The organism is Acinetobacter sp. AR2-3, assembly GCF_001878775.1.
GTDB lineage: Bacteria > Pseudomonadota > Gammaproteobacteria > Pseudomonadales > Moraxellaceae > Acinetobacter > Acinetobacter lwoffii_D.
Genome location: NZ_MJIQ01000028.1, coordinates 43,389 through 63,701, shown reverse-complemented (window position 1 = coordinate 63,701; position 20,313 = coordinate 43,389). Strand labels below are relative to the sequence as shown.

The 20,313-nt window shown below is 46.4% G+C and carries 20 protein-coding genes; 11 read left to right on the top strand and 9 right to left on the bottom strand.

Annotation, left to right across the window (positions count from 1 at the left end; all coding sequences use genetic code 11):
• Window positions 1-22 precede the first annotated feature (22 nt).
• Both BFN00_RS03565 and BFN00_RS03560 read right to left on the bottom strand, forming a co-directional pair.
• Window positions 23-1,876: a cation:proton antiporter domain-containing protein gene (locus BFN00_RS03565; protein ID WP_071850479.1), complete on the bottom strand. Its 1,854-nt coding sequence runs from the start codon at window positions 1,874-1,876 to the stop codon at window positions 23-25.
• 75 nt (window positions 1,877-1,951) lie between these two features.
• Complete coding sequence (locus BFN00_RS03560; protein WP_071850478.1) at window positions 1,952-4,174, bottom strand: primosomal protein N'; 2,223 nt, start codon at window positions 4,172-4,174, stop codon at window positions 1,952-1,954.
• 150 nt (window positions 4,175-4,324) lie between these two features.
• On the opposite strand from BFN00_RS03560, the gene gspF reads away from it, so the two are divergent.
• The 3 genes from gspF (at window position 4,325) to BFN00_RS03545 (ending at window position 6,664) form a co-directional block, all read left to right on the top strand.
• Window positions 4,325-5,530 (top strand): type II secretion system inner membrane protein GspF, encoded by a 1,206-nt coding sequence (gene gspF, locus BFN00_RS03555; protein ID WP_071850477.1) that lies wholly within the window; start codon window positions 4,325-4,327, stop codon window positions 5,528-5,530.
• A 79-nt stretch (window positions 5,531-5,609) separates the two neighbouring features.
• Entirely contained in the window at window positions 5,610-6,044 is a 435-nt protein-coding gene (gene gspG / locus BFN00_RS03550; protein ID WP_004278567.1) for a type II secretion system major pseudopilin GspG, read from the top strand.
• A 284-nt stretch (window positions 6,045-6,328) separates the two neighbouring features.
• Entirely contained in the window at window positions 6,329-6,664 is a 336-nt protein-coding gene (locus BFN00_RS03545; protein WP_004278566.1) for a hypothetical protein, read from the top strand.
• Window positions 6,665-6,818: 154 nt separating this feature from the next.
• Here the strand turns inward: BFN00_RS03545 and lnt are convergent, their stop codons facing one another.
• Window positions 6,819-8,378: an apolipoprotein N-acyltransferase gene (gene lnt, locus BFN00_RS03540; RefSeq protein WP_071850476.1), complete on the bottom strand. Its 1,560-nt coding sequence runs from the start codon at window positions 8,376-8,378 to the stop codon at window positions 6,819-6,821.
• Window positions 8,375-9,214: a CorC family transporter gene (locus BFN00_RS03535; protein WP_005261638.1), complete on the bottom strand. Its 840-nt coding sequence runs from the start codon at window positions 9,212-9,214 to the stop codon at window positions 8,375-8,377. Before BFN00_RS03535 ends, lnt begins: the two co-directional genes overlap by 4 nt.
• 201 nt (window positions 9,215-9,415) lie before the next feature.
• On the opposite strand from BFN00_RS03535, the gene tusA reads away from it, so the two are divergent.
• On the top strand, window positions 9,416-9,676 hold the full coding sequence (tusA, locus tag BFN00_RS03530) for a sulfurtransferase TusA (RefSeq protein ID WP_004729361.1): 261 nt from the start codon (window positions 9,416-9,418) through the stop codon (window positions 9,674-9,676).
• Window positions 9,677-9,857: 181 nt separating this feature from the next.
• Here the strand turns inward: tusA and BFN00_RS03525 are convergent, their stop codons facing one another.
• A complete protein-coding gene (locus BFN00_RS03525; protein ID WP_071850475.1) occupies window positions 9,858-11,570 on the bottom strand; it encodes an electron transfer flavoprotein-ubiquinone oxidoreductase in 1,713 nt (570 codons plus the stop codon).
• A gap of 186 nt (window positions 11,571-11,756) precedes the next feature.
• On the opposite strand from BFN00_RS03525, the gene BFN00_RS03520 reads away from it, so the two are divergent.
• The 5 genes from BFN00_RS03520 (at window position 11,757) to BFN00_RS03500 (ending at window position 16,180) form a co-directional block, all read left to right on the top strand.
• Window positions 11,757-12,368 carry a DUF1285 domain-containing protein gene (locus tag BFN00_RS03520; RefSeq protein WP_071850474.1) on the top strand — a complete coding sequence of 204 codons (612 nt, stop codon included), beginning with the start codon at window positions 11,757-11,759 and terminating at the stop codon, window positions 12,366-12,368.
• A 48-nt stretch (window positions 12,369-12,416) separates the two neighbouring features.
• Window positions 12,417-13,289 (top strand): glutamate racemase, encoded by an 873-nt coding sequence (gene murI / locus BFN00_RS03515; RefSeq protein WP_004729363.1) that lies wholly within the window; start codon window positions 12,417-12,419, stop codon window positions 13,287-13,289.
• A gap of 116 nt (window positions 13,290-13,405) precedes the next feature.
• On the top strand, window positions 13,406-14,434 hold the full coding sequence (locus BFN00_RS03510) for a DUF4062 domain-containing protein (RefSeq protein ID WP_071850473.1): 1,029 nt from the start codon (window positions 13,406-13,408) through the stop codon (window positions 14,432-14,434).
• A 65-nt stretch (window positions 14,435-14,499) separates the two neighbouring features.
• Window positions 14,500-15,513, top strand: coding sequence for a ferrochelatase (gene hemH / locus BFN00_RS03505; protein ID WP_071850472.1), 1,014 nt, complete (start codon window positions 14,500-14,502; stop codon window positions 15,511-15,513).
• Between the two features lie 22 nt (window positions 15,514-15,535).
• The gene (locus BFN00_RS03500; protein ID WP_071850471.1) at window positions 15,536-16,180 is read left to right on the top strand and encodes an MBL fold metallo-hydrolase; all 645 of its coding nucleotides are present in this window, start codon (window positions 15,536-15,538) and stop codon (window positions 16,178-16,180) included.
• A gap of 40 nt (window positions 16,181-16,220) precedes the next feature.
• On the opposite strand, the gene BFN00_RS03495 is transcribed toward BFN00_RS03500, so the two are convergent.
• Both BFN00_RS03495 and BFN00_RS03490 read right to left on the bottom strand, forming a co-directional pair.
• Window positions 16,221-16,403: a hypothetical protein gene (locus BFN00_RS03495; protein WP_004278555.1), complete on the bottom strand. Its 183-nt coding sequence runs from the start codon at window positions 16,401-16,403 to the stop codon at window positions 16,221-16,223.
• Between the two features lie 174 nt (window positions 16,404-16,577).
• Window positions 16,578-16,751, bottom strand: a complete 174-nt coding sequence (locus BFN00_RS03490) for a DNA gyrase inhibitor YacG (RefSeq protein WP_005245864.1) — start codon at window positions 16,749-16,751, stop codon at window positions 16,578-16,580.
• Window positions 16,752-16,835: 84 nt separating this feature from the next.
• On the opposite strand from BFN00_RS03490, the gene BFN00_RS03485 reads away from it, so the two are divergent.
• Both BFN00_RS03485 and BFN00_RS03480 read left to right on the top strand, forming a co-directional pair.
• The gene (locus BFN00_RS03485; RefSeq protein ID WP_171260756.1) at window positions 16,836-17,480 is read left to right on the top strand and encodes a class I SAM-dependent methyltransferase; all 645 of its coding nucleotides are present in this window, start codon (window positions 16,836-16,838) and stop codon (window positions 17,478-17,480) included.
• Between the two features lie 4 nt (window positions 17,481-17,484).
• On the top strand, window positions 17,485-18,684 hold the full coding sequence (locus BFN00_RS03480) for a TIGR03862 family flavoprotein (protein WP_071850469.1): 1,200 nt from the start codon (window positions 17,485-17,487) through the stop codon (window positions 18,682-18,684).
• Window positions 18,685-18,829: 145 nt separating this feature from the next.
• On the opposite strand, the gene BFN00_RS03475 is transcribed toward BFN00_RS03480, so the two are convergent.
• Both BFN00_RS03475 and BFN00_RS03470 read right to left on the bottom strand, forming a co-directional pair.
• Window positions 18,830-19,423 (bottom strand): hypothetical protein, encoded by a 594-nt coding sequence (locus tag BFN00_RS03475; protein WP_071850468.1) that lies wholly within the window; start codon window positions 19,421-19,423, stop codon window positions 18,830-18,832.
• 15 nt (window positions 19,424-19,438) lie between these two features.
• Entirely contained in the window at window positions 19,439-20,215 is a 777-nt protein-coding gene (locus BFN00_RS03470; protein ID WP_071850467.1) for a class I SAM-dependent methyltransferase, read from the bottom strand.
• Window positions 20,216-20,313 lie beyond the last annotated feature (98 nt).

Here is a 20,313-nt window from a genome sequence, read left to right as displayed (position 1 = left end):
TGTCATTATTGTAAAACACAAGTTAGGACAGTTCATCTCTTAACGTATCAATTCCTGCGCCGTTTGTATCCTGTTGCTGCGGTGTATCCTGTTTTTGCACTTTATGGCGTTGATCCTGGGCAAACAGATGCTCCAGTTCGGCTAAACTGCTCCGCTGATTTTCATAATTTGGATGTTCATCCGGATCCAGATGATATTGGCTATTCAGCAGTTTTTCATCCTGTTCACGGAAGTTTTGAATCTGTTGCTGGCTATTTTCGAGGTCAGGATTGAGCTGGTTTAGTAAGGCCTGACTGAGTTCTAAAGCTGAAAGATAAGTTTCACGCCAGATGTGTTTCACGCCCAAATCCTGCAATAAATGCACATGATGCCGGTCACGGGCACGTATCCATAAACAGATTTCAGGATAATTCAGCCGCAGATGCCGTACGACCAGCATTGAGTCTTCAATATCGTCAATCGCTACAATCACCTGTTGTGCTGTAAAAATGCCGGCCTGTATCAAGGCTTCCGGCTCTGTTGCATCTGCCTGGTAGAAAGGAATATCGTACTGCGCCAGAAGTTCAGTGGCTGGCACAGTGCTATCCATGACACTAAAGGCATGTTGCTGTTGCAGTAAAATCCGGGCGATGATTTGCCCGAAGCGGCCAAAGCCAATCAGCAGAATCGGTGTACTGGTTTGAGGATTGGAATCGGTTTCAAAGGTTGCCGCCAGATGATTGTGACGATCCAAACGCGGTAAAATCTGGCTATGCAATAACCAATAAAATGCGGGGGTCAGCAGCAAGGAAAAACTCACCATCCAAAGCAAGGGGGACAGTAGATTGGCCGTAATAATCTGGTCGGATACCGCAATCACCAGTGCCAGTAAGGCAAACTCGCCGCCTTGCGCCAGACTGGCTGCCAGCAGAGTACTATTGCGCCAGCTATTTTGATGATAACGCGCCAATGCCAGGTTGATTGCAAACTTGACCAAGATTAAAGTGAGGGTGCCGCCGAGAATGATCCAGGGGAAATTGCGTAGATCAGGTAAGTGCAGTGACATGCCCAGACTGATGAATGCCAGGCCCATCAACAAGCCCTGAAAAGGCCGAATCGTGCTTTCTACTGCAGGCCGGAAATCTGAATCTGCCAGTAAAATTCCGGCAAATAAAGCACCGAGAAATAGATTTAGGCCGAGGGTATTCATCAATACTAATAATGCCAGGGTCACCGCAATCGCCACAACCGCATGCAATTCGTGACTGCCACTTTTAGCAATCCAGCGATACAACGGCTGCATCAGGTAACGATTACACAGGAACAGACCGCTCAACGTCGCGATGAGGGCAGCAAAGTAGGCCACCCCATGTTCAGTCGAGCGAATCCCGGCAAATAGGGGAATAGCTGCAATCACCAGAATGGCCAACAGGGAATGAACCAGCAGGATCGAATAGGCTTGCTGACCATAACTGGTGGCGAACTGTTCCTGATGATTGAGATGTTGAATCACCAGAGTCATGGCAGACAAACTGCCGGCGAGTCCAATTACAATGCTGGCAAGTAGGCTTTGCTGAAGGAAAACCCAGGCCATGAGCGTAAAAATCAGGGCGCTGATTAGTACCTGTAAAGCAGCTATCATCCACAGGGATGGATTAATCTGGACAATGCGTTGCGGTCTGAGTTGCAGACCGATCCAGAACAACAATGCCATCAGGCTGACTTGCATGAAACTACTCATGACTTCGGGTGCCTGAATCAGATGCAAAAGGCTTGGACTTAAGATGATCCCTGTTAACAGATAGCCCAGCACACTTGGCAATCTGAGCCTTTTACTCAGTGGCACTATCAACAGTGCAATGACCAGAACCAGTGTTATTTGTAACAGTATCGACATTTTCCTGCCCTAAATTTATTCTTGATCCAGACTGGGAGTCTTGTATTCCAGACCGATCCTCAGGCGCAATATCTTTTAGCTCAGTTCCTGAGGGTCGATGTCTAGCGTGAGCTTCATGCTAGAAGGTTTGTCCTGCAGCATGTTTTGCCACCAGCTGCGCACATAGTAATGCAAACGTGGACGATCCGCTGACAATAGCACCATATGTGACTGATAGCGTCCGGCCTTACGTTCCATTGGCGCAGGAATTGGTCCCCAGATGTCCAGCGCCAGATCAGGATATTGCCTGAGGAGTGCTGCATGTTTCTGTAAGAATTCGGTATTTTGTGCCTGATCCTTGGATTCACAGCGAATCAGGATGGCATAACGATAGGGCGGCATCTGGGCGATCTGCCGTTCTTTTAAGGTCTGCTGGGCAAATACGCGATAATTTTCATTGACCAGCGTATTCATTAGGGCATGATCAGGTCTGAGGGTTTGTAGATAGACATCACCCTTGTGTTCACCACGTCCGGCACGGCCTGCGACCTGTACGATCAGCTGCGCAGTACGTTCGGTTGCACGGAAATCCACACTCAGCAGACCGGAATCGATATCCAGAATCGCCACCAGCGTCACATAAGGGAAATGATGGCCTTTGGCCAGCATCTGGGTGCCGAGCAGAATCGCCGGTTCGCTTTTCTGAATCTTGTCATAGATTTTCTGCCAGCTGCCGACCCGACTGGTAGAATCGCGATCGACCCGAATCACCTCAAAATCCGGAAAGAGTTCATTCAGATGTTCTTCGACTTTGCCAGTGCCCATACCCAGTGTAACCAGTTCCTGATGCTGACATTGCGGGCAGTGTTCCGGCATCCGGTGAATAGTGCCACAGTGATGGCAATGCAGATGCTGATAAGGCTGGCGGTGTACAGTGAAGTTGGCATCACAGTGCGGACATTGCGCCTGCCAGCCACAGCTCCCACAAAGCAGAACGGGGGCATAGCCACGGCGGTTTAAAAAAATCAGTACCTGTTCCTTTTTCTCCAGACGCTTTTTGATGTCCTGAATCAATTGCAGGCTAATCCCATGCTGCTTCTGTGCGACTTTTAAATCCAGAATATGGATTTTGGGCATCAAGGCCGTGCCGGCACGCTGGTTCAGCTGCAGTGCCTGCATCTTGCCATGTTGCACCAGCGCATAACTGTCAATGCTTGGTGTGGCTGACCCTAAGATTACCGGACATTGCTGTAAATGGCCGCGGTACAGAGCGACATCTCGGGCATGATAGCGGAAGCCTTCCTGCTGTTTAAAGGACAGGTCATGTTCTTCATCCAGAATGATCAGGCCCAGATTCGGCATTGGCGTATAAATGGCGGAACGTGTACCGAGTACGATTGAGGCTTTGCCGGTTTCTGCCGACTGCCAGGCTTGTAGCCGTTTGGAATCATTCAGCCCGGAATGCAGCAGCGCAATATGGCAATGAAAACGGGACTGAAAACGGCTAATAGTTTGCGGCGTCAGGCCGATTTCCGGTACCAGTACCAGCACCTGTTTGCCCTGTTTCAGTACCTGCTCCATGATTTGCAAATACACTTCAGTTTTACCGCTGCCGGTCAGACCATCCAGTAAAAAAGCCTGATATTGATTGCGATATTTTAATACCTGTTCGACTGCATGTTTTTGTTCAGGATTGGCCGTTAGCGGCATCTGTGCCAGTTGCATCGGCTGCGGACTGAAATCTTGTGGCTCCAGCACACAGGCGCAAATCTCTTTTTTCTCCAGCGCTTTTAAGGTCGCGGTTTCAATCCCGGCCATGTTGAGCACAGTTTCAGTTGTTCCGACCGGATGCAGTTTTAAAATCCGGTAGGCTTCCTGCTGCTTGTCCGAACGGCGTACTTTGGCCTCGGCATTAGTGTCCAGGAGCTTCCAGGTACGGGCCAGCAGGTTGTAAGGCTTACCCTGACGCAGCAGGGTCGGCAAGGCACTGTGGACGACTTCACCGATCGGGAACTGGTAATACTGCGCTGACCATGTCAGCAAACTTAAAACTTTGGCATCTATAATGGCTCGTTCATCGAGCAGTTCGGTCACAGCTTTAAGCTTAAAGCGTGGATCGAGAGGAGTGTCTGCGGACAGTTTTTCGATAATCACCCCGACCAGATTCTGCCGACCAAACGACACCAGTACACGTGTGCCAATCTGCGCTTGTTCAAATTGTTCTGCACTCATTGTGTAATCAAAACAATCAAATACATGCACAGGTACAGCAACGCGTACGCGATAAAGTGGACTGGAATCGGTGTGAGAATTTTGCATATCTTGGGGTGGAAATCCTGAAGAAATTTCGTCGTGCTTAAAGTTCGATTATGTTAGAGTGAGCAGATAATTTATATCAAAGAATATGAATGATTTCGGTGGTCTGACGCAACAGCGTTGAGCAAAATTTTGGAAAATTAGAGCATTACAATGCCTGCATATCAGTTTATTGCGCTTGATGCTTCAGGAAAGCAGCAAAAAGGCGTGCTGGAGGGGGATTCTGCACGTCAGATCCGGCAACAATTACGGGATAAAGCACTTATTCCGGTCTCTGTTGATCCTGTTGAAAAAAAAGACCAGCATCATCGTCGTAAATGGTTTGAAAAAAGCATCACCGCCTATGATCTGGCTCTGATGACCCGTCAATTATCCGTGCTGGTCGCCGCCGCAATTCCATTGGAAGAAGCGATTCGCGCCGTCGGCAAGCAAAGTGAAAAAGTCCATGTACAAAACCTGCTGATGTCAGTGCGCTCCAAAGTGCTGGAAGGGCATAGTCTCGCGCAGGGCTTGCAACAATCCGGACGTTTTCCTGAACTGTATATTGCCACAATTGCCGCCGGTGAACGTTCCGGACATCTGGACCTGATTCTGGACCAACTGGCAGACTATACCGAAAATCGGTTTGCCATGCAGAAAAAAATCCAGGGTGCAATGGTCTATCCGATTATTCTGATGCTGATGTCCTTTGCAATCGTAATGGGACTGATGACCTATGTGGTGCCGGATATCGTCAAGACTTTTGATCAAAGCAAAGATGCTTTGCCCTGGATTACCGTGGCCTTGATGAAAGCCAGCGATTTTATCCGCATTGCCTGGCCATTTTTATTGATCGGTGTTGCTTTAGGGATTTTCCTGTTGGTCCGGTTTTTAAGAACCACTGCTGGGCATTATGCCTTTGACCGTCTGACCTTAAAATTACCTTTATTCGGCAAATTGTCACGCGGGATCAATGCCGCACGTTTTGCCAGTACCTTATCTATTTTGACCCAATCTGGCGTGCCGCTGGTCGATGCATTGCGGATTGGTGCCGCAGTCAGTAATAACTGGGTGATCCGTGATGCTGTCAATCTGGCGGCAGAAAAAGTGACTGAAGGTGGTAACCTGGCAACCCAACTGGAACGCAATGGTTATTTCCCGCCGATGATGGTACAAATGATCAAAAGTGGTGAAGCGTCCGGTGAACTGGACCGGATGCTGGAACGTGCTTCACAGATGCAGGATCGCGAAGTGACCACCCTGATTTCAACTTTACTGGCCTTGCTGGAACCTTTAATGCTGGTACTGATGGCCAGTATCGTTTTGGTGATTGTGATAGCAGTGATGCTGCCAATTGTGAATATGAATAATATGATTTAAACAGAAACCAGTTAGAATTTTGCTGTGATCAAGATTCAAGTGGAAATTCTGAATGATGCAAATAAATGAGAGAGATTGAATGAAAAGGAATCAATTAAATAAACAGACGGGCTTTACCTTAATCGAAGTCATGGTGGTGATTGTTATTCTCGGTGTGCTTGCTGCGCTGATCGTTCCGAACGTGATGGGACGCGGTGAAAAGGCCAAAGTAGATACCACCGTGATCAAGTTGCAGAGCATTGCAGGTTCACTGGATCAATACAAGCTGGACAATGGCAAGTATCCAAGTATGCAGGAAGGTGGTCTGGATGCACTGGTGAATCAGCCAGCGACTGCAAAAAACTGGGTGCCGGGCGGTTATGTCAAAGGCGGTTTTCCAAAAGACAGCTGGGATAATGAACTACAATATGTGATTCCGGGCACCGATGGTCGAAGCTTCGATCTGTATTCATTTGGTGCAGATGGTCAATCGGGTGGTGAAGGAACAGATGCCGATATTTATTATCAGCCTTAATTGAGAATCATTATAAATTCTCGATAGATGGCATATATCACTTCACTTAATAGGCTATTTCAATACGAAGTGAAGTGATAATAACTCTTAATTATTAAATATAATGTAAGTTAATGATATTTATAATAATGAAGTAATAAAAACGATATGCGAGTTATAATAAGAATTATTCCCATATTTATCTATTACAATTCTCGTAAAATATGAATAAATATACACTTTCTATTTATTTAAAAAAGCTCATAATGATCTGAATGGCACTTGACTCGCCAACGGAGAAGCACATGAAAGCATTAATCTTAGGGGATGAAATCAATCAATTTCATTGGTCGATGCTGAAATCTGTTCTTCTGGTTTTAAGCATGCTGCCGATCAGTCAGGGAATCGTCCATTTATGGCAAAGCACCGAAGGCAGCAGCCAGATTATGGTGGCCTTTTTTGCTATCAGCTTGATGAGCAGTTTATTGGCCCTGTGTTTCTGGTCAGCATTAAATGCGAGTGTAATCCGCATTCAAGCCGAACAAGGTTCAGCATTTGAGCAGACATTGGTTAACCTGTATCGTCATGTGCCGATGTTGTCTCTTGCCAGTATGGTGTGTTATCTGGCTATACAGTTTTAAGTTTTAAAGAGATAAAAAACCGAGGCTGTGACCTCGGTTTTTTATTGCCTTGAGTGTTCTTCGCTTTCGTAAAGGAAGCTTAGGAGGGGTTGATAAAATGCTATATTCAGGAATCCTCCTAAGTCCCCCTTTGTAAAAGAAGGACTTGAAGAAATTATCTTCTTGACTTAAAGCTAACATCCACTTTACGTGGACGGAAGCGCCAGCCCACTAGCAAGAGTAGAACCGAGAAGATCAGGACCGGCCAGTCGCTGAGTTTCATATATAGCGTTTCACCCTGCATGGCTGGAAGTTCGCCACGTAATACTGCTTCCTGATCCATCGGGGCTTTTTTCACAATATGACCATTGTGGTCAATAAAGGCGGTCACACCGGTATTGGTCGCCCGAATAAACCAGCGGCCATTTTCTTTAGCACGCATTTGCACCATCTGCAGATGCTGTAATGGTCCTGCCGTGCCGGTAAACCAGGCATCATTAGACACGGTCACCAGAAAATCACTTTGACTGGCATTGCGACGGGTCAAATTCGGATAAGCCACTTCATAGCAAATCGCAGAACCCAAAGGATGATTTTTTACATTCAATGGTTTTTGATGATCTGCGCCCCGGGTAAAACCACTCATGGATGGATCATTTTGCAGTGCCGGCAGAACCCAACTTAACCAGCCTGAAAGTGGAATATATTCACCAAAAGGAACCAGTCGTTGCTTCTTGTATAGCCCATCGGATTCATCTCCGCTGGCCATAATACTATTGTAATATTTTGGATAACCCGCAGCCTGTGATTCTGCTAAATCCCAATACGGAATGCCGGTCACCCAGGCCGTACCTGATTTTTCAGCCTGTACTTTCATGGCTTCCAGAAAGGCTTCAATATCAGTCTGGAACATGGGAATCGAAGATTCCGGCCAGACGATCAGATCGCGGCCCCATTCAGTTTTACTCAGATTGGCATAAATCAATAAGGTCTTTACCTGATATTCAGTCAGCCATTTCAAGTCTTGCGGAATATTGCCCTGAATCAGGGAAACCGTTAAAGGCTTTTGATTTTTTTGCTCAACAAACGTCAGCTGTGCTGCGCCCCAGGCACCGAGTAATAAAACTGCCGAAGGAATGGCCCAGAACAGGCGTCTATTTAGAATTTCAACCAGCGCACAGGCCAGAATGATCACCACGAAAGATACGCCAAACACCCCGAATAAGGGCGCATAAGCATCTAGGTAGCGTTCGGTAAAGGCATAGCCGGCGAATAGCCATGGGAATCCGGTAAAGACCCAGGTCTTGGACCATTCAAACAGCACCCACAGCGGGGCAAAGGTTAAAGGAGTTTCCGGGAAAAAGCGGCGATAGACAAACGTTTGAACGGCACTAAACAGACCCATCACCAGTGCCATAATCAGGATCATTACAACGCTGAGAAATGCACTGGTATCGCCATAGACATGAATCGAGGTATAGAGCCAGAATGCGCCGACAAACCACAAGCCGATCCCATAAGCCCAGCCAATGCCAAAAGCCTGTTTTGCTGTACGTCCGCGCAGGCAGGCATAGAGCAGTGCTGGAGACAGAATGGCCAGCCACCAGTAATGATAGGGGGCTAGTGCCAAACTAAAGATGGCACCTGCGAATAAGGCAATTAAAACAGGATAGATCAGCGGCAACGGTTTTTGCTGTTGATTAGAACTCAACAGCTTATCAAAATACGCTCTCATTGGCGCACGGCTCGAATTAGGTGAATCGAGCGTGAATCTGCCTCAAGAATGGTAAATTGCCAGTTTTCCAGTTCAATGGTTTGACCTTCAAGGTCACTCACCAGACCAATTTCCTGTAATAACAAGCCACCCATGGTTTCCACTTCATCATCAGGGAAAGTCGCATCCAGCATATTATTGAAATACTCAATCGGGGTCAGCGCTTGTACCACCCAGGTATTGGCCGTAGCCGGATCATTGTCCGGAACGATGTAGTATGCTTCTTCATCAGCATTGTCATGTTCATCTTCAATTTCACCGACAATTTCTTCCAGAATATCTTCCAGCGTCACCAGACCCGAAGTCGTACCGTATTCATCAATCACCACCGCAATATGCGTCTGGGTGTTTTTCAGCATGCGCAGCACCTGATCGGAGCGGGCACTTTCCGGAACAAACAAAGGCTGACGCATAAGCGCGCGAATATCGACTTTGGCCGTCGGTTCAGTCAGAAAAGGCAATAGATCCTTGGCCAATAGAATGCCGACTACATTGTCGGTCTGATCGGATGAAAATACCGGAAAACGTGAATGCGCAGACTCGACCAGCACATGCAGGATATCCAGCAGTTGGTCATCTTCCTGTAAGCTGATCATGGACGTGCGAGGCGTCATGACTTCACGAATTTTGGTTGCCGGGAGGTCAAGAACGCCCTCAAGCATGGCAACAGTATCGGGTTCTAAAAATCGACGTGAATCTTGTACTAATTTTAGCAGTTCGTCGCGAGTTTCGGGTGCAGTTCCCAGCCATTTGCGTAAGCCGCGCATACCCCACGACGGGCCTGATTCCTCGTGCATGATTTTTCCTGAAGACTCTTAATATCTAAAAAAACGTGGTTTTATCATACCGCAGAAAATTCGCTTGTCTATTGTAAATATGATGCGCAGTCTTGATCGCGCGAGTCAGCGCTGATTTTGGAGCTGGCCACGTATGTAAAGCAGCAATGTAATCGCAGCTTTATGCTAAAATATGGCGGTCTTTCCATCCTGAGTCTATCGATGTCCCCAACTGAAATTATTCCAAGTCTGCAATTGAATACCCGAGGTTTGCGTTGTCCTGAGCCAGTGATGATGTTGCATCAGGCGATCCGTAAATCCAAGGCAGGTGATGTGGTTGAGGTGTTTGCTACGGATAATTCGACGTCGTGGGATATTCCAAAATTCTGTATGCATCTGGGACATGAGTTGCTATTGCAAGAAGAACGTCTGGATGAAAATGGTAATAAAGAATTTCATTATTTAGTCAAAAAAGGCGGCTAAAAATACCAAGGGCTGATGAGCTCAAAGATTTGTCTTATTTAGAAAATAAAATTTCAAAAATCTGCTTAATTAAATAGATGAATGGACAGGAACTGAAATTCTAAATATTTATCCATAAATAAACCCGCTGATGGCGGGTTTATTTTTTATCTGATGATCAAATTACATATTTGGATACTAATTACATGTTAGGGTAATTTGGACCACCACCACCTTCCGGTGTTACCCAGGTGATGTTCTGGGAAGGATCCTTGATGTCACAGGTCTTGCAGTGCACACAGTTGGCTGCATTGATCTGGAAGCGTTTCGAACCGTCATTATTTTCCATGATCTCATAGACACCCGCTGGGCAGTAACGCTGTGCAGGCTCATCCCATTTCGGCAGATTTACTTCCACCGGAATGGACGGATCAGTCAGTTTCAAATGCGCCGGCTGGTTTTCTTCATGGACCGTATTCGATACAAACACCGAAGACAGACGGTCAAAGGTCAGCTTGCCATCCGGTTTTGGATAGTTCGGCTTAAAGCTTTCAGTTGCCTGGGTTTTTAGCGCAGCATGGTCCTGAACCAGATCATGCAAGGTGAACGGCACTTTAAACACGTTCTGGTCGATAAAGTTAAAGGCACCACCGATCCATTGACCGAATTTGTGCATTGCCGGGCCAAAGTTACGCGAGTTATAGAGCTCTTCTTTTAACCAGCTGTTGTTGAACTTGTCGGTATAAGCAGTCAGTTCTTTGACAAAGAAATCTTCGCCTTCCACTACACGCGCCACCGCCAGATCACCGCCTTTTTCGACACCAGCAGCAATCGCCTCAAATACCGCTTCACCGCAGAGCATGCCGGATTTCATCGCCGTATGAGAACCCTTGATCTTGGCAAAGTTCAGGAAGCCGGCATCATCCCCAATCAATGAGCCGCCCGGGAAAGTGAATTTCGGCAGCGAGTTAAATCCACCTTTGGTCACAGCACGTGCACCATAAGAAATACGCTTGCCACCTTCCAGATACTGCTTGATTAAAGGATGGGTTTTCCAGCGCTGCATTTCCATGAACGGATACATATGCGGGTTAGTGTAAGAAAGATCCACGATCATGCCCAGGGTCACCTGGTTGTTTTCAGCATGGTAGAGCCACCAGCCACCTGAAGAACCGGTTTCAGAAAGCGGCCAGCCGGCACCGTGCATCACCAGACCCGGTTTGTGCTTGGCAGGATCGATTTCCCAAAGTTCTTTAATCCCGATACCGTAATGTTGCGGATCCGCATCCTTGTCCAGGTTGAATTTCTGGATTAAACGCTTACCGAGATGACCACGGCAGCCTTCAGCAAAGATGGTGTATTTGGCATGCAGTTCATAACCCGGAGTAAAGTTATGCGTTGGTTCGCCATCTTTACCAATACCCATATCACCGGTCTGGATGCCTTTTACCGTGCCATCGGCATGATACAGAATTTCAGAGGCTGCAAAGCCCGGAAAGATCGACACTTCCAGTTCTTCAGCTTTCTGGCCTAACCAGCGCACCACATTGCCGAGCGAGATGACATAGTTGCCATCGTTATGCATGGTTTTAGGCACCATCCAGTGCGGTGCTTCCTGTGATTTTTCATCTGAAAGCAGGAAGAAGGTTTTATCTTCAGTCACCGGGACATTCAGCGGGGCACCCTGTTCTTTCCAGTCGGGGAACAGCTCATTCATGGCACGCGGTTCAAGCACAGCACCAGACAGAATATGTGCACCGACTTCGGAGCCTTTTTCTACGACACAAACGGACAAATCGTTTAAGTTGTTTTCAATTGCAAGTTGACGGATTTTGATCGCAGCAGAAAGACCCGCAGGGCCTGCGCCTACGATGACGACGTCAAACTCCATCGATTCACGTTCGATGTGTTCCATGTAGGACTCCTCATATTACTATTCGGTGGCAACCATAACCGGATGGTTGGGTGCTGCCATAAGTGTTCTTGGTTCCTAGACACAAAAATGCTGGTGTCTTTGATAATCTGGGCTAGTATAGTTTTAAAGCCGGTTTTAGCCAATTGGCTGAAACATATTATTTTTCCGTCATTAAGGTCTTCTTTTATGGATAAGCCAGTACCCAGCACAAATCCGACGAAAAAAGTAACTTATCCCGATGATAAAAATTTAATGGATATCGCACAATACTTAAAAGATGCACAGAGCAGTCACAAAAGGTCAATTCCCCCTTTGGAGCAATGGCAGCCAAAGCATTGTGGCACCATGGATCTGAAGGTTTTAGCCAACGGCGAATGGTGGCACGAAGGTCAATTGATCAAGCGTCAGCCGATGATTGACCTGTTTGCAACGGTGCTCTGGAAAGAAAACGATAAATTCTATCTAAAAACACCGGTAGAAATGATTGAAATTGAAGTTGAAGATGAACCTTTATTTGTCAATCAGGTCGATCAGGTTGAGATCAATGGAGTGACTTATCTACAACTGGGCACAACCACGCAAGACCTGATTATTGTCGATGCTGAACATCCAATCTTTATGCGTGAATACAAAGGTGAGTTGCGGCCTTATGTGCATGTGCGTTTCGGGATTAATGCCCTGATTCAGCGTGCTGCATTTTTACATTTGGTCGAGATGGGAGAGCTTGATGAAAATCCGGCAGGCGAAACCGTTTTAAGTTTGAAAAGTGGTGATTTAGACTTGCATTTGAGCACCTGAGGTTTAAGCTTGATCGGTAGAAATTTCAAACAAGCCACCTGCAACGTTATGAGCGCTATTCAACCAATTTCCCAGCTATTAGACCCGATGCCCAATGCCACGGCAGATGCGCCGATTGGCATTTTTGACTCAGGCGTAGGCGGCTTGTCAGTCGCCTTGGAAATTGCCCGCCATTTGCCTAATGAGCGCTTTGTCTATTATGCGGATACTGCGCATGTGCCTTATGGCCCGAGAGATGATCAGGAAATTCGTGCTCTGACGGCTCAGGCGATTGAATGGCTTTATCGTCAGGGTTGTAAAGTTGCGGTGGTGGCGTGTAATACCGCTTCCGCTTTTAGTCTAGATTATTTGCGTGACTATTATGGTGAAAACTTTCCGATTATCGGTTTAGTACCCGCGCTTAAACCGGCGGTCCTGAATACCCAGTCGAAAACGGTGGCGGTATTGGCCACGCCCGCGACCTTCCGCGGCCAACTGATTAAAGATGTCATTTCCCGTTTTGCCGAACCGGCTCAAGTCAAAGTCCTGCCTGTGACCAGTCTGGATCTGGTGCCTTTTGTTGAGGCTGGGGAGCAGATGAGTGCAGCCTGTTTGCAGACATTAAAAGAGATTTTACAACCAGTTGTAGATCAGGGCGCTGATTATTTAGTGTTAGGATGTACACATTACCCCTTCCTAAAATCGTCAATTCAGTATATTTTTGGTCAAAAGCTGACATTAATTGACTCAGGATTCGCGGTTGCAAGACAAACGGCCCGAATTTTAATTAAAAATGGGTTATTATTTGAGCATGAGTCTAAAGAAAGCGTGAAAATTGAATTGGTGGTGAGTGGGCAGAATGCTGAACAGCTCCGACCGATTTTGCAGCACCTGATTCCGGCCGATTTAAAATGGCAGGTCAGTAATATGAGTGCAGTTTAAAACTCATTTTTATAATTTAAGAAGAAAGATATTTTGATTGTGGGGTGGCCATATTGGGTAAAGAAGCATGTGATGATGCATTTTTTACCCAAATGTACAGGAGAAGAGGATAGCCCATGCTGGATAAACGGTACCAAGTGTTCATCTCAACCTCTGGGGCAGAAATGCAACCGGAGCGTATCATTCTGTCTCAAACACTGGTAGGAATGGGGTTTTTCTCGTGGGGACTGGAACAGCGTATACCGCTGAATACTGCATTTGCACGCCGCCAGATTGATGACTGTGATTATGTCGTGATTCTGCTGGGAAGCCAGTATGGAGAGCAGTCGGTATCGGGTGTTGGCTATATGCATCTCGAATATATTTATGCAGTGACCAAGCAAAAACCGATTATTGTGTTTATGCATGATGATCCGGCATCACGTGAAAGTGCATTGCATGATGCCAAACCGGAATTACAGGAAAAATTTAAGGAATTCCGTCAGTTATTACAGCAGGAAGTCGATCAGGTCTTTACTTACCGCAGCCTGCGTGATCTGGAAATGGCAGTACGTTTTAATATGCCGCAAATGTTGGAGCGCTATCCGGTGACTGGCTGGGTGCGTCCGCAAAATACTCAGGCGCTACATGACGAGATTGACCAGCTTAAAGCTAAAGTGGCTCAACTGGAACGTGATGGTGGAACTGCAGAAGTCGATCCATTCCTGAGCTTGCCCAAAGTGGCGATGCATGAAGTGTTTTCTTTTGAATACCGGATGCATGCTTATCAGGATGGTAATTTTAAAGAAATCAAAGTCCAGAAAAAACTCACTTGGGCACAATTATTGGCATTGCTGGGTTCAACCTTTGTCAATCCCACGCCTGAAGAGTTTTTCTCAAAGCGCATGAATGAATATCTGAATGAAACTGGTTTGCAGGATGCACGGGTGCAGATGCCGCGTGCGCATGCAGTTGCGCGTGCCCAGATGAATATTCGTGCCTTGCATAGTTTAAAAATTCAAATGCGCCAGAATGACTGGATTGTGCCATCCGGTCGTGATGACCGACAGCGCATGCTGTGGCAGATCACGCCAAAAGCGCAAAAGTTGCTGGACAGTAGCTTGCTGGATTTAGATCGCACTTTTCAATATAAGTCAGCGTATTAATCCATAGAGAGAATAAATAAAAAGCTGTTAAAGTACAGGGGTTGATATCCTGACGGACGAACTGAATGTATTCTCCTGCTAAAGCGAAAGTGACGATTATATTGGCAAACTTGGGCACACCAGATGAGCCTACGATTCCAGCGGTACGCCGTTTCCTCAAGCAGTTTTTATCTGATCAGCGTGTGATTGAAATTCCCAAACCGATCTGGCAAATCATTCTGCGCTTATTCATTTTGCCTTTCCGTCCAAAGCGGGTATCACAGGCCTATGCGCAAGTATGGGGACAGGATTCGCCGATGCGTGAAATTCTGTTTGAGCAGGTCGCAGCAGTCAAGACGCGTCTCACCCAGCTTTATCCGCAGTTTGAACTGAATGTGGTACCTGCAATGACCTACGGCAATCCGAATATTCAGGATGTCTTGGCACAGGTCTCAGCGCAGCCACAGGAACACGTGATTCTATTTCCCTTGTTTCCACAATATTCTGCCACTTCGACCGCACCTCTATACGATGCAGTGGCGAAATGGGTGGTGAAACAGCGCAATTTACCCGGTTTGACAGTGATCCGGGATTATTATCAACATCCTTTATTTATCCAGTCGCTGGCTCAAAGTGTACGTGACTATCAGGCAAGTCATGGTCAACCAGAGAAATTGTTGATGTCTTTCCACGGTATTCCACAGCCCTATGCTGATAAAGGAGATCCTTATGCCGACCGTTGCCGCATCACGGGCAAATTGGTGGCGGAAGCACTAGGTTTAAATGAAGATCAATATGCCATTAGCTTCCAGTCACGTTTTGGCAAGCAGGAATGGATCAAGCCCTATACCGATGTTTTGCTTGAAGATTGGGCGAAGCAGGGGGTGAAATCAATTCAAGTAATGAGTCCGGCATTTTCCGCGGACTGTCTGGAAACGCTTGAAGAGCTGGCAATCGAAAATGCCGAGACTTTTAAAGCACTCGGCGGTGAAAGCTATAGTTATATTCCGGCATTAAATAGCCGTGAAGATCATTTGCGATTGCTCAACAGTCTGCTACAGGCTAATCTGGATGCATTGACACAGATACTTGCCCATTAACTTGCCCGAGGTTTTTCACCCCATGTTACAAGTCAAAATTGTTCCAGTTACTGCATTTCAGCAAAACTGTTCCATCGTTTGGGATGCGGACACTAAAGAAGCCATTTTGATTGATGCAGGGGGCGAACCTGAAAAACTGAAAGCTGAAGTTGACGCGCTAGGTTTAACGGTTAAAGCCTTATGGCTGACCCATGGCCATCTGGATCATGCGGGTGCTGTGGGCGCGTTAAAAAAGGCTTGGGATATACCAGTAATCGGACCACATAAGGAAGATGCATTCTGGCTCGACATGATCCAGGAAGTCTCTGCACGTTATGGCTTCCCGATCCCGGAAAAAGTCGAAGTGACCCAGTGGCTGGAAGGCGGTGAAGTGCTCACCCTTGGCAATGAAGAATTTGAAGTGCGTTTTGCCCCGGGACATACGCCGGGTCACGTGATGTTCTATAACAAAAATTATGACTTGTTATGGACAGGGGATGTATTGTTTAAAGGCTCGATTGGCCGGACTGATTTCCCGCGTGGCAACCATCAACAGCTCTTAGATTCAATTCAGCGAGAATGTTTCAGCCTGCCAGATGAAACCCAATTCATTTCAGGACATGGACCGATCAGCACCATTGGTTTTGAAAAGCAGCATAATCCTTTTGTTGCAGGTAAAGCGGGTTAAAAGCGTAAATAAAAGACCAATATAGTTTGGTCTTTTATTTTTATTCTGAAAAGGGATTATTGCGAAGTTGTCGCGTTTGCATGTGTATGAGCCAAGCGGCAAAAGCAAAAAGCACACCCAATACAATAAATAAACTATCTTGTTGGAAAATGCCGACTCCCAACGAAAGAAGTGCGAGTAGACCAACCCCAATTAATATGACTCTTAAAATAATATAACCCATATTATTGCTCTAAAAATAATGTGAAAATTTAGAGTAGAACAATAATACTAAGGCTTTATGAAAGATGTTAATTCGTGTTGCTTTATCTAAGTAATTTTATAAAATTCATATGATTTATTTACTTAATTTCGACAAGATTCTGCTTTCAGACAGAATTTTCGACAGGGAAGACCTTTATTCTTCGCTGTTGTCGGCTTGTGGTGCATCCTGGGTAGGCAAACTATATTCCTCATTGGCCCAGGCACCCAGATCAATCATCTTGCAACGTTCTGAACAAAAAGGACGGTAATCATTATCTTCCCAAGTGGTCAGCTTGCCACAGCGTGGACAGTTTAAAGTGGTAGGCATGGGACGACTCCAAAGAAAAATAAAGGTTCGATTAGGCAAATATAGCCGCACTTGTTAGACTTATGCGGTTTTTATTAGTTTGATCTGATTATGCCGATTCGTCAATTTCAAGCACAGCGTATGCATGCGCCCCGTGATTTTCAAAGCATCAGTCCTGAACCGGTCTGCGTCGAAGTGGGAGCGGGTAAAGGTAAACATGCCTTGTTATTCAGCAAGAACAATCCCGACACTCAACTGATTGCAATTGAACGTACCCGTGAAAAATTTCTGGCGATGCAAAAACAGCATGCGGTTGAGGGTCAAACTAATTTACAAACCGTTCATGCCGATGCTTTACCGTGGATCGTGCATGCACTGTATCCGCAGCAGGTAGAACAATTCTTTATTTTATATCCAAATCCTGAACCGCATAATCCGGCACAGCGCTGGGTCAATATGCCATTTTTTGAGTTTCTGCTTTCACGCCTGAAAACCGGGGGAACGATTACTTTGGCCAGTAATATTCCTGCCTATATCGAAGAAGCAGAAATACAGGTGCGAGAGCTCTGGAAGCTGCCTTTTGTCAAAGAAGTGATTGCTGCAGATTCGGCGCGCACCCATTTTGAAATTAAATATCTGGAACGCGGCGAATTATGCCAGCAACTGATCATCAGCAAGCCTGAAACTTATGTGACACGTTTTGATGATTTCCAGCCTTTGCAAGGGCAGAATGCCACCGTCTCGGAATAATCAGATGAGCAAACGCATTGCTATTGTGGGCGCAGGCCCCGCAGGCTTAATGGCAGCAGAAGTGCTCAGTCAGTTTGATTATGAGCTGCGTGTCTATGAGCAAAAACCGTCTGCTGCGCGTAAATTCCTGATGGCGGGCAAAACTGGTCTGAATATTTCTCATGCCGAGCCTGTGCCACAGTTTGTACAACGTTATGATCAGGTGGAGTGGTTGTCACCTTGGATCAAACAGTGGGATGCGCTCTGGATTCAAGACTGGATGAAACAGCTCGGTATAGAACCTTATATCGGTTCGTCTGGCCGGGTATTCCCGACTGAAATGAAAGCCGCGCCCTTGTTGCGTGCCTGGCTCAAGCGTTTGGCCAATGATGGCGTTCAGTTTCATTACCGGCATAAAGTCAGCCAGTTGCAGCAGCAACAGCTTGAGCTGCGTGATCTGAAAAATAATGAACATCGTACTGAATATTTTGATGCCATTATTCTGGCTTGTGGTGCAGTGTCTTGGTCAGCGTTGGGTAGTGATGGTGCATGGCAAGCCTGGTTAAAGCCGGATGAAATTGAGCCTTTCCAGGCCAGTAATGCCGGAGTGGAATATCCCTGGTCTCGATTTATGCAGCCAGTCTTTGGTCAGCCGCTGAAACGTGTTGCAGCATGGTTAGGGCAAGGTGAAAAGACCGTTGGCGATATCGTAATTAGCCATTACGGTCTGGAAAGTGGCCTGATCTATAAGCAGGGTCGGGGTTTACGCGAGCAACTAAAACAGGGGCAGCCGATGCAGCTGCATCTGGACCTCTTCCCAAATCAAAGCATGGAACAGCTTGCGCAAAAATTACAGCCAAGTAAGAAGCAGTCTTTAACTAATGTCTGGCGTAAAGCTGGATTGGACGGTGCCAAGGCGGCCTTAGTACGGGAATTGGTAGCCAAAGCGGTATGGCAAGATGCTGCTGAATTAGCCAAAAAAATTAAACATTTGACCCTTCCACTCACAGGTTTCCGCCCGATTGAAGAGGCGATTAGCTGTGCAGGTGGTGTCAAGCGTGAAGTGTTGTCAGAACAGCTACAATTGAAATCTAACCCACATGTATTTCTTTGCGGAGAAATGCTGGACTGGGATGCACCGACCGGCGGTTATCTACTAACAGCCTGTTTTGCCACAGGGCGTGCAGCGGGTGAAGGTGTGCATCAGTTTCTGACAGCAGATTAAGTCATTTTATAGCTAGGATGATCTAGTATTTATACTGAATGCAGACTCAACAGATCCGGCCTTGTTCATTCACGCTGTTTTAAAGCTGCCAGTTCAGCTTAGATTATTTTTGTATTTTATCTAAGCTGTGTGCCAATCTAGCATCCTAGACTATTCCTTTCACTTGCCGGGAAGCGGGTTCTTTCTTGGCGAGATCCGGATATTGCGAACGCCAGCGTTCCAGTTGTTCTTGGGCGTGTAGATATTTCCCTAGACCTTTGACATTCTCACTGGCTTCATTCACGGGTGTAGCTTGAGTCTTGGGAGTATTGAGTAATTTGTCCTGATGTTCCCAGTATTGATACATTAAGCCCTGAATATAACGGCCCTGTTCGGTTTTCAGTTCTAAAGCCTTCAACATATTCAATGCTGACTGGACATGATCACGCTGACGTTGCTGGACAAATTCTTCTGTCATATTTTCATCATCGCGCATGCTGTTTAATTCTTTTTCCAGGTCGCTGCTCATTTCCTGAAAGCGCTGTTCATAATCCGTCAATGCAGCAATATCATGTGGATCATCGGCAGTTTTAGGGAAGTCTTTCAGTGGCTCGGTTTTCAGTTCCTGCATGACTTGATCTGAAGCCGTATTATCTGTTGTCGCTTCAGTCGGAGTTTCGGTCGTTTTCTGGTCACATGCCATCAGCAGCATGGCCGCAGCGAACAACAGCGTTCGTGTCATTCCTGGTATTTTATGCATGATCGCCTCCTGTTTTTAATTACTTTTCTTGAACACATAGATATGGGTGACATAAGGAAAATCGATCATTTCCTCTGCGCTTTTGGCTGTATATTGCTGGATGATCTGTTCAAATTGTTGTTTTAACTCTGCCTGTTGCTGTTCAGGCATAGCTGCAATAAAACTGGTCGAGAGCAGCCGCCTAGATACCACTTGCTCGACACTGCCATGCTGTTGCTGGGTCATTGTGGTTTCTCCATAGGGCTGAAATAGCGTTTGCTCTGCAAAGACCTTACGCCAGGCGCTACTATGATAGCGTGGCGTATCGCCTTCCAAGGGAGCAATACAATCGGCCAAGGCCTGAACCCAGTCGACCCGAGTATCGCGCTGATTCCAGATTAATACCAGATAACCAAGCGGTTTGAGTACCCGATCTAATTCTTGTAAGGTAGCAGAATCGGCAAACCAGTGAAATGACTGTGCACAAAATACCGCATTCAGGCTATGATCGGGCAGGGGAAGTTGATGGCTAATGCCTTCAAGAGCATGAATGTCCGGATGCGCCTGTTTTAATTGAGCCAGCATTTCCGGGACAGGATCAATCGCGATAATGTACTTACTGAGCGGGCGTAAATAGGGGATAAACTTGCCGGTGCCGCTGCCCAAATCCAAAAGATGCGCATCTGCAGGCAAAGCCAGCGTTTCACTCAGCCATTTGCTGATTTCTGCCGGATAATCGGGACGCACTTGCTGATAGAGCTCAGCAGACGCACTAAAACCCTGTTTTGCTGCAGGATGTAATGATTGTGTCATATTTTGCGCTTTTTAATCTTTTTGATCGATATAAAATAGCATATTCACTTTTTTGACAGCGTTCATTGACTGAATTGTTGTGGAAGGGTTCGATTTAC

Coding starts and splice junctions, on each gene's coding strand:
- BFN00_RS03565 (WP_071850479.1), bottom strand. CDS start 1,876: ATGTCGATACTGTTACAAATAACACTGGTTCTGGTCATTGCACTGTTG.
- BFN00_RS03560 (WP_071850478.1), bottom strand. CDS start 4,174: ATGCAAAATTCTCACACCGATTCCAGTCCACTTTATCGCGTACGCGTT.
- gspF (WP_071850477.1), top strand. CDS start 4,325: ATGCCTGCATATCAGTTTATTGCGCTTGATGCTTCAGGAAAGCAGCAA.
- gspG (WP_004278567.1), top strand. CDS start 5,610: ATGAAAAGGAATCAATTAAATAAACAGACGGGCTTTACCTTAATCGAA.
- BFN00_RS03545 (WP_004278566.1), top strand. CDS start 6,329: ATGAAAGCATTAATCTTAGGGGATGAAATCAATCAATTTCATTGGTCG.
- lnt (WP_071850476.1), bottom strand. CDS start 8,378: ATGAGAGCGTATTTTGATAAGCTGTTGAGTTCTAATCAACAGCAAAAA.
- BFN00_RS03535 (WP_005261638.1), bottom strand. CDS start 9,214: ATGCACGAGGAATCAGGCCCGTCGTGGGGTATGCGCGGCTTACGCAAA.
- tusA (WP_004729361.1), top strand. CDS start 9,416: ATGTCCCCAACTGAAATTATTCCAAGTCTGCAATTGAATACCCGAGGT.
- BFN00_RS03525 (WP_071850475.1), bottom strand. CDS start 11,570: ATGGAACACATCGAACGTGAATCGATGGAGTTTGACGTCGTCATCGTA.
- BFN00_RS03520 (WP_071850474.1), top strand. CDS start 11,757: ATGGATAAGCCAGTACCCAGCACAAATCCGACGAAAAAAGTAACTTAT.
- murI (WP_004729363.1), top strand. CDS start 12,417: ATGAGCGCTATTCAACCAATTTCCCAGCTATTAGACCCGATGCCCAAT.
- BFN00_RS03510 (WP_071850473.1), top strand. CDS start 13,406: ATGCTGGATAAACGGTACCAAGTGTTCATCTCAACCTCTGGGGCAGAA.
- hemH (WP_071850472.1), top strand. CDS start 14,500: ATGTATTCTCCTGCTAAAGCGAAAGTGACGATTATATTGGCAAACTTG.
- BFN00_RS03500 (WP_071850471.1), top strand. CDS start 15,536: ATGTTACAAGTCAAAATTGTTCCAGTTACTGCATTTCAGCAAAACTGT.
- BFN00_RS03495 (WP_004278555.1), bottom strand. CDS start 16,403: ATGGGTTATATTATTTTAAGAGTCATATTAATTGGGGTTGGTCTACTC.
- BFN00_RS03490 (WP_005245864.1), bottom strand. CDS start 16,751: ATGCCTACCACTTTAAACTGTCCACGCTGTGGCAAGCTGACCACTTGG.
- BFN00_RS03480 (WP_071850469.1), top strand. CDS start 17,485: ATGAGCAAACGCATTGCTATTGTGGGCGCAGGCCCCGCAGGCTTAATG.
- BFN00_RS03475 (WP_071850468.1), bottom strand. CDS start 19,423: ATGCATAAAATACCAGGAATGACACGAACGCTGTTGTTCGCTGCGGCC.
- BFN00_RS03470 (WP_071850467.1), bottom strand. CDS start 20,215: ATGACACAATCATTACATCCTGCAGCAAAACAGGGTTTTAGTGCGTCT.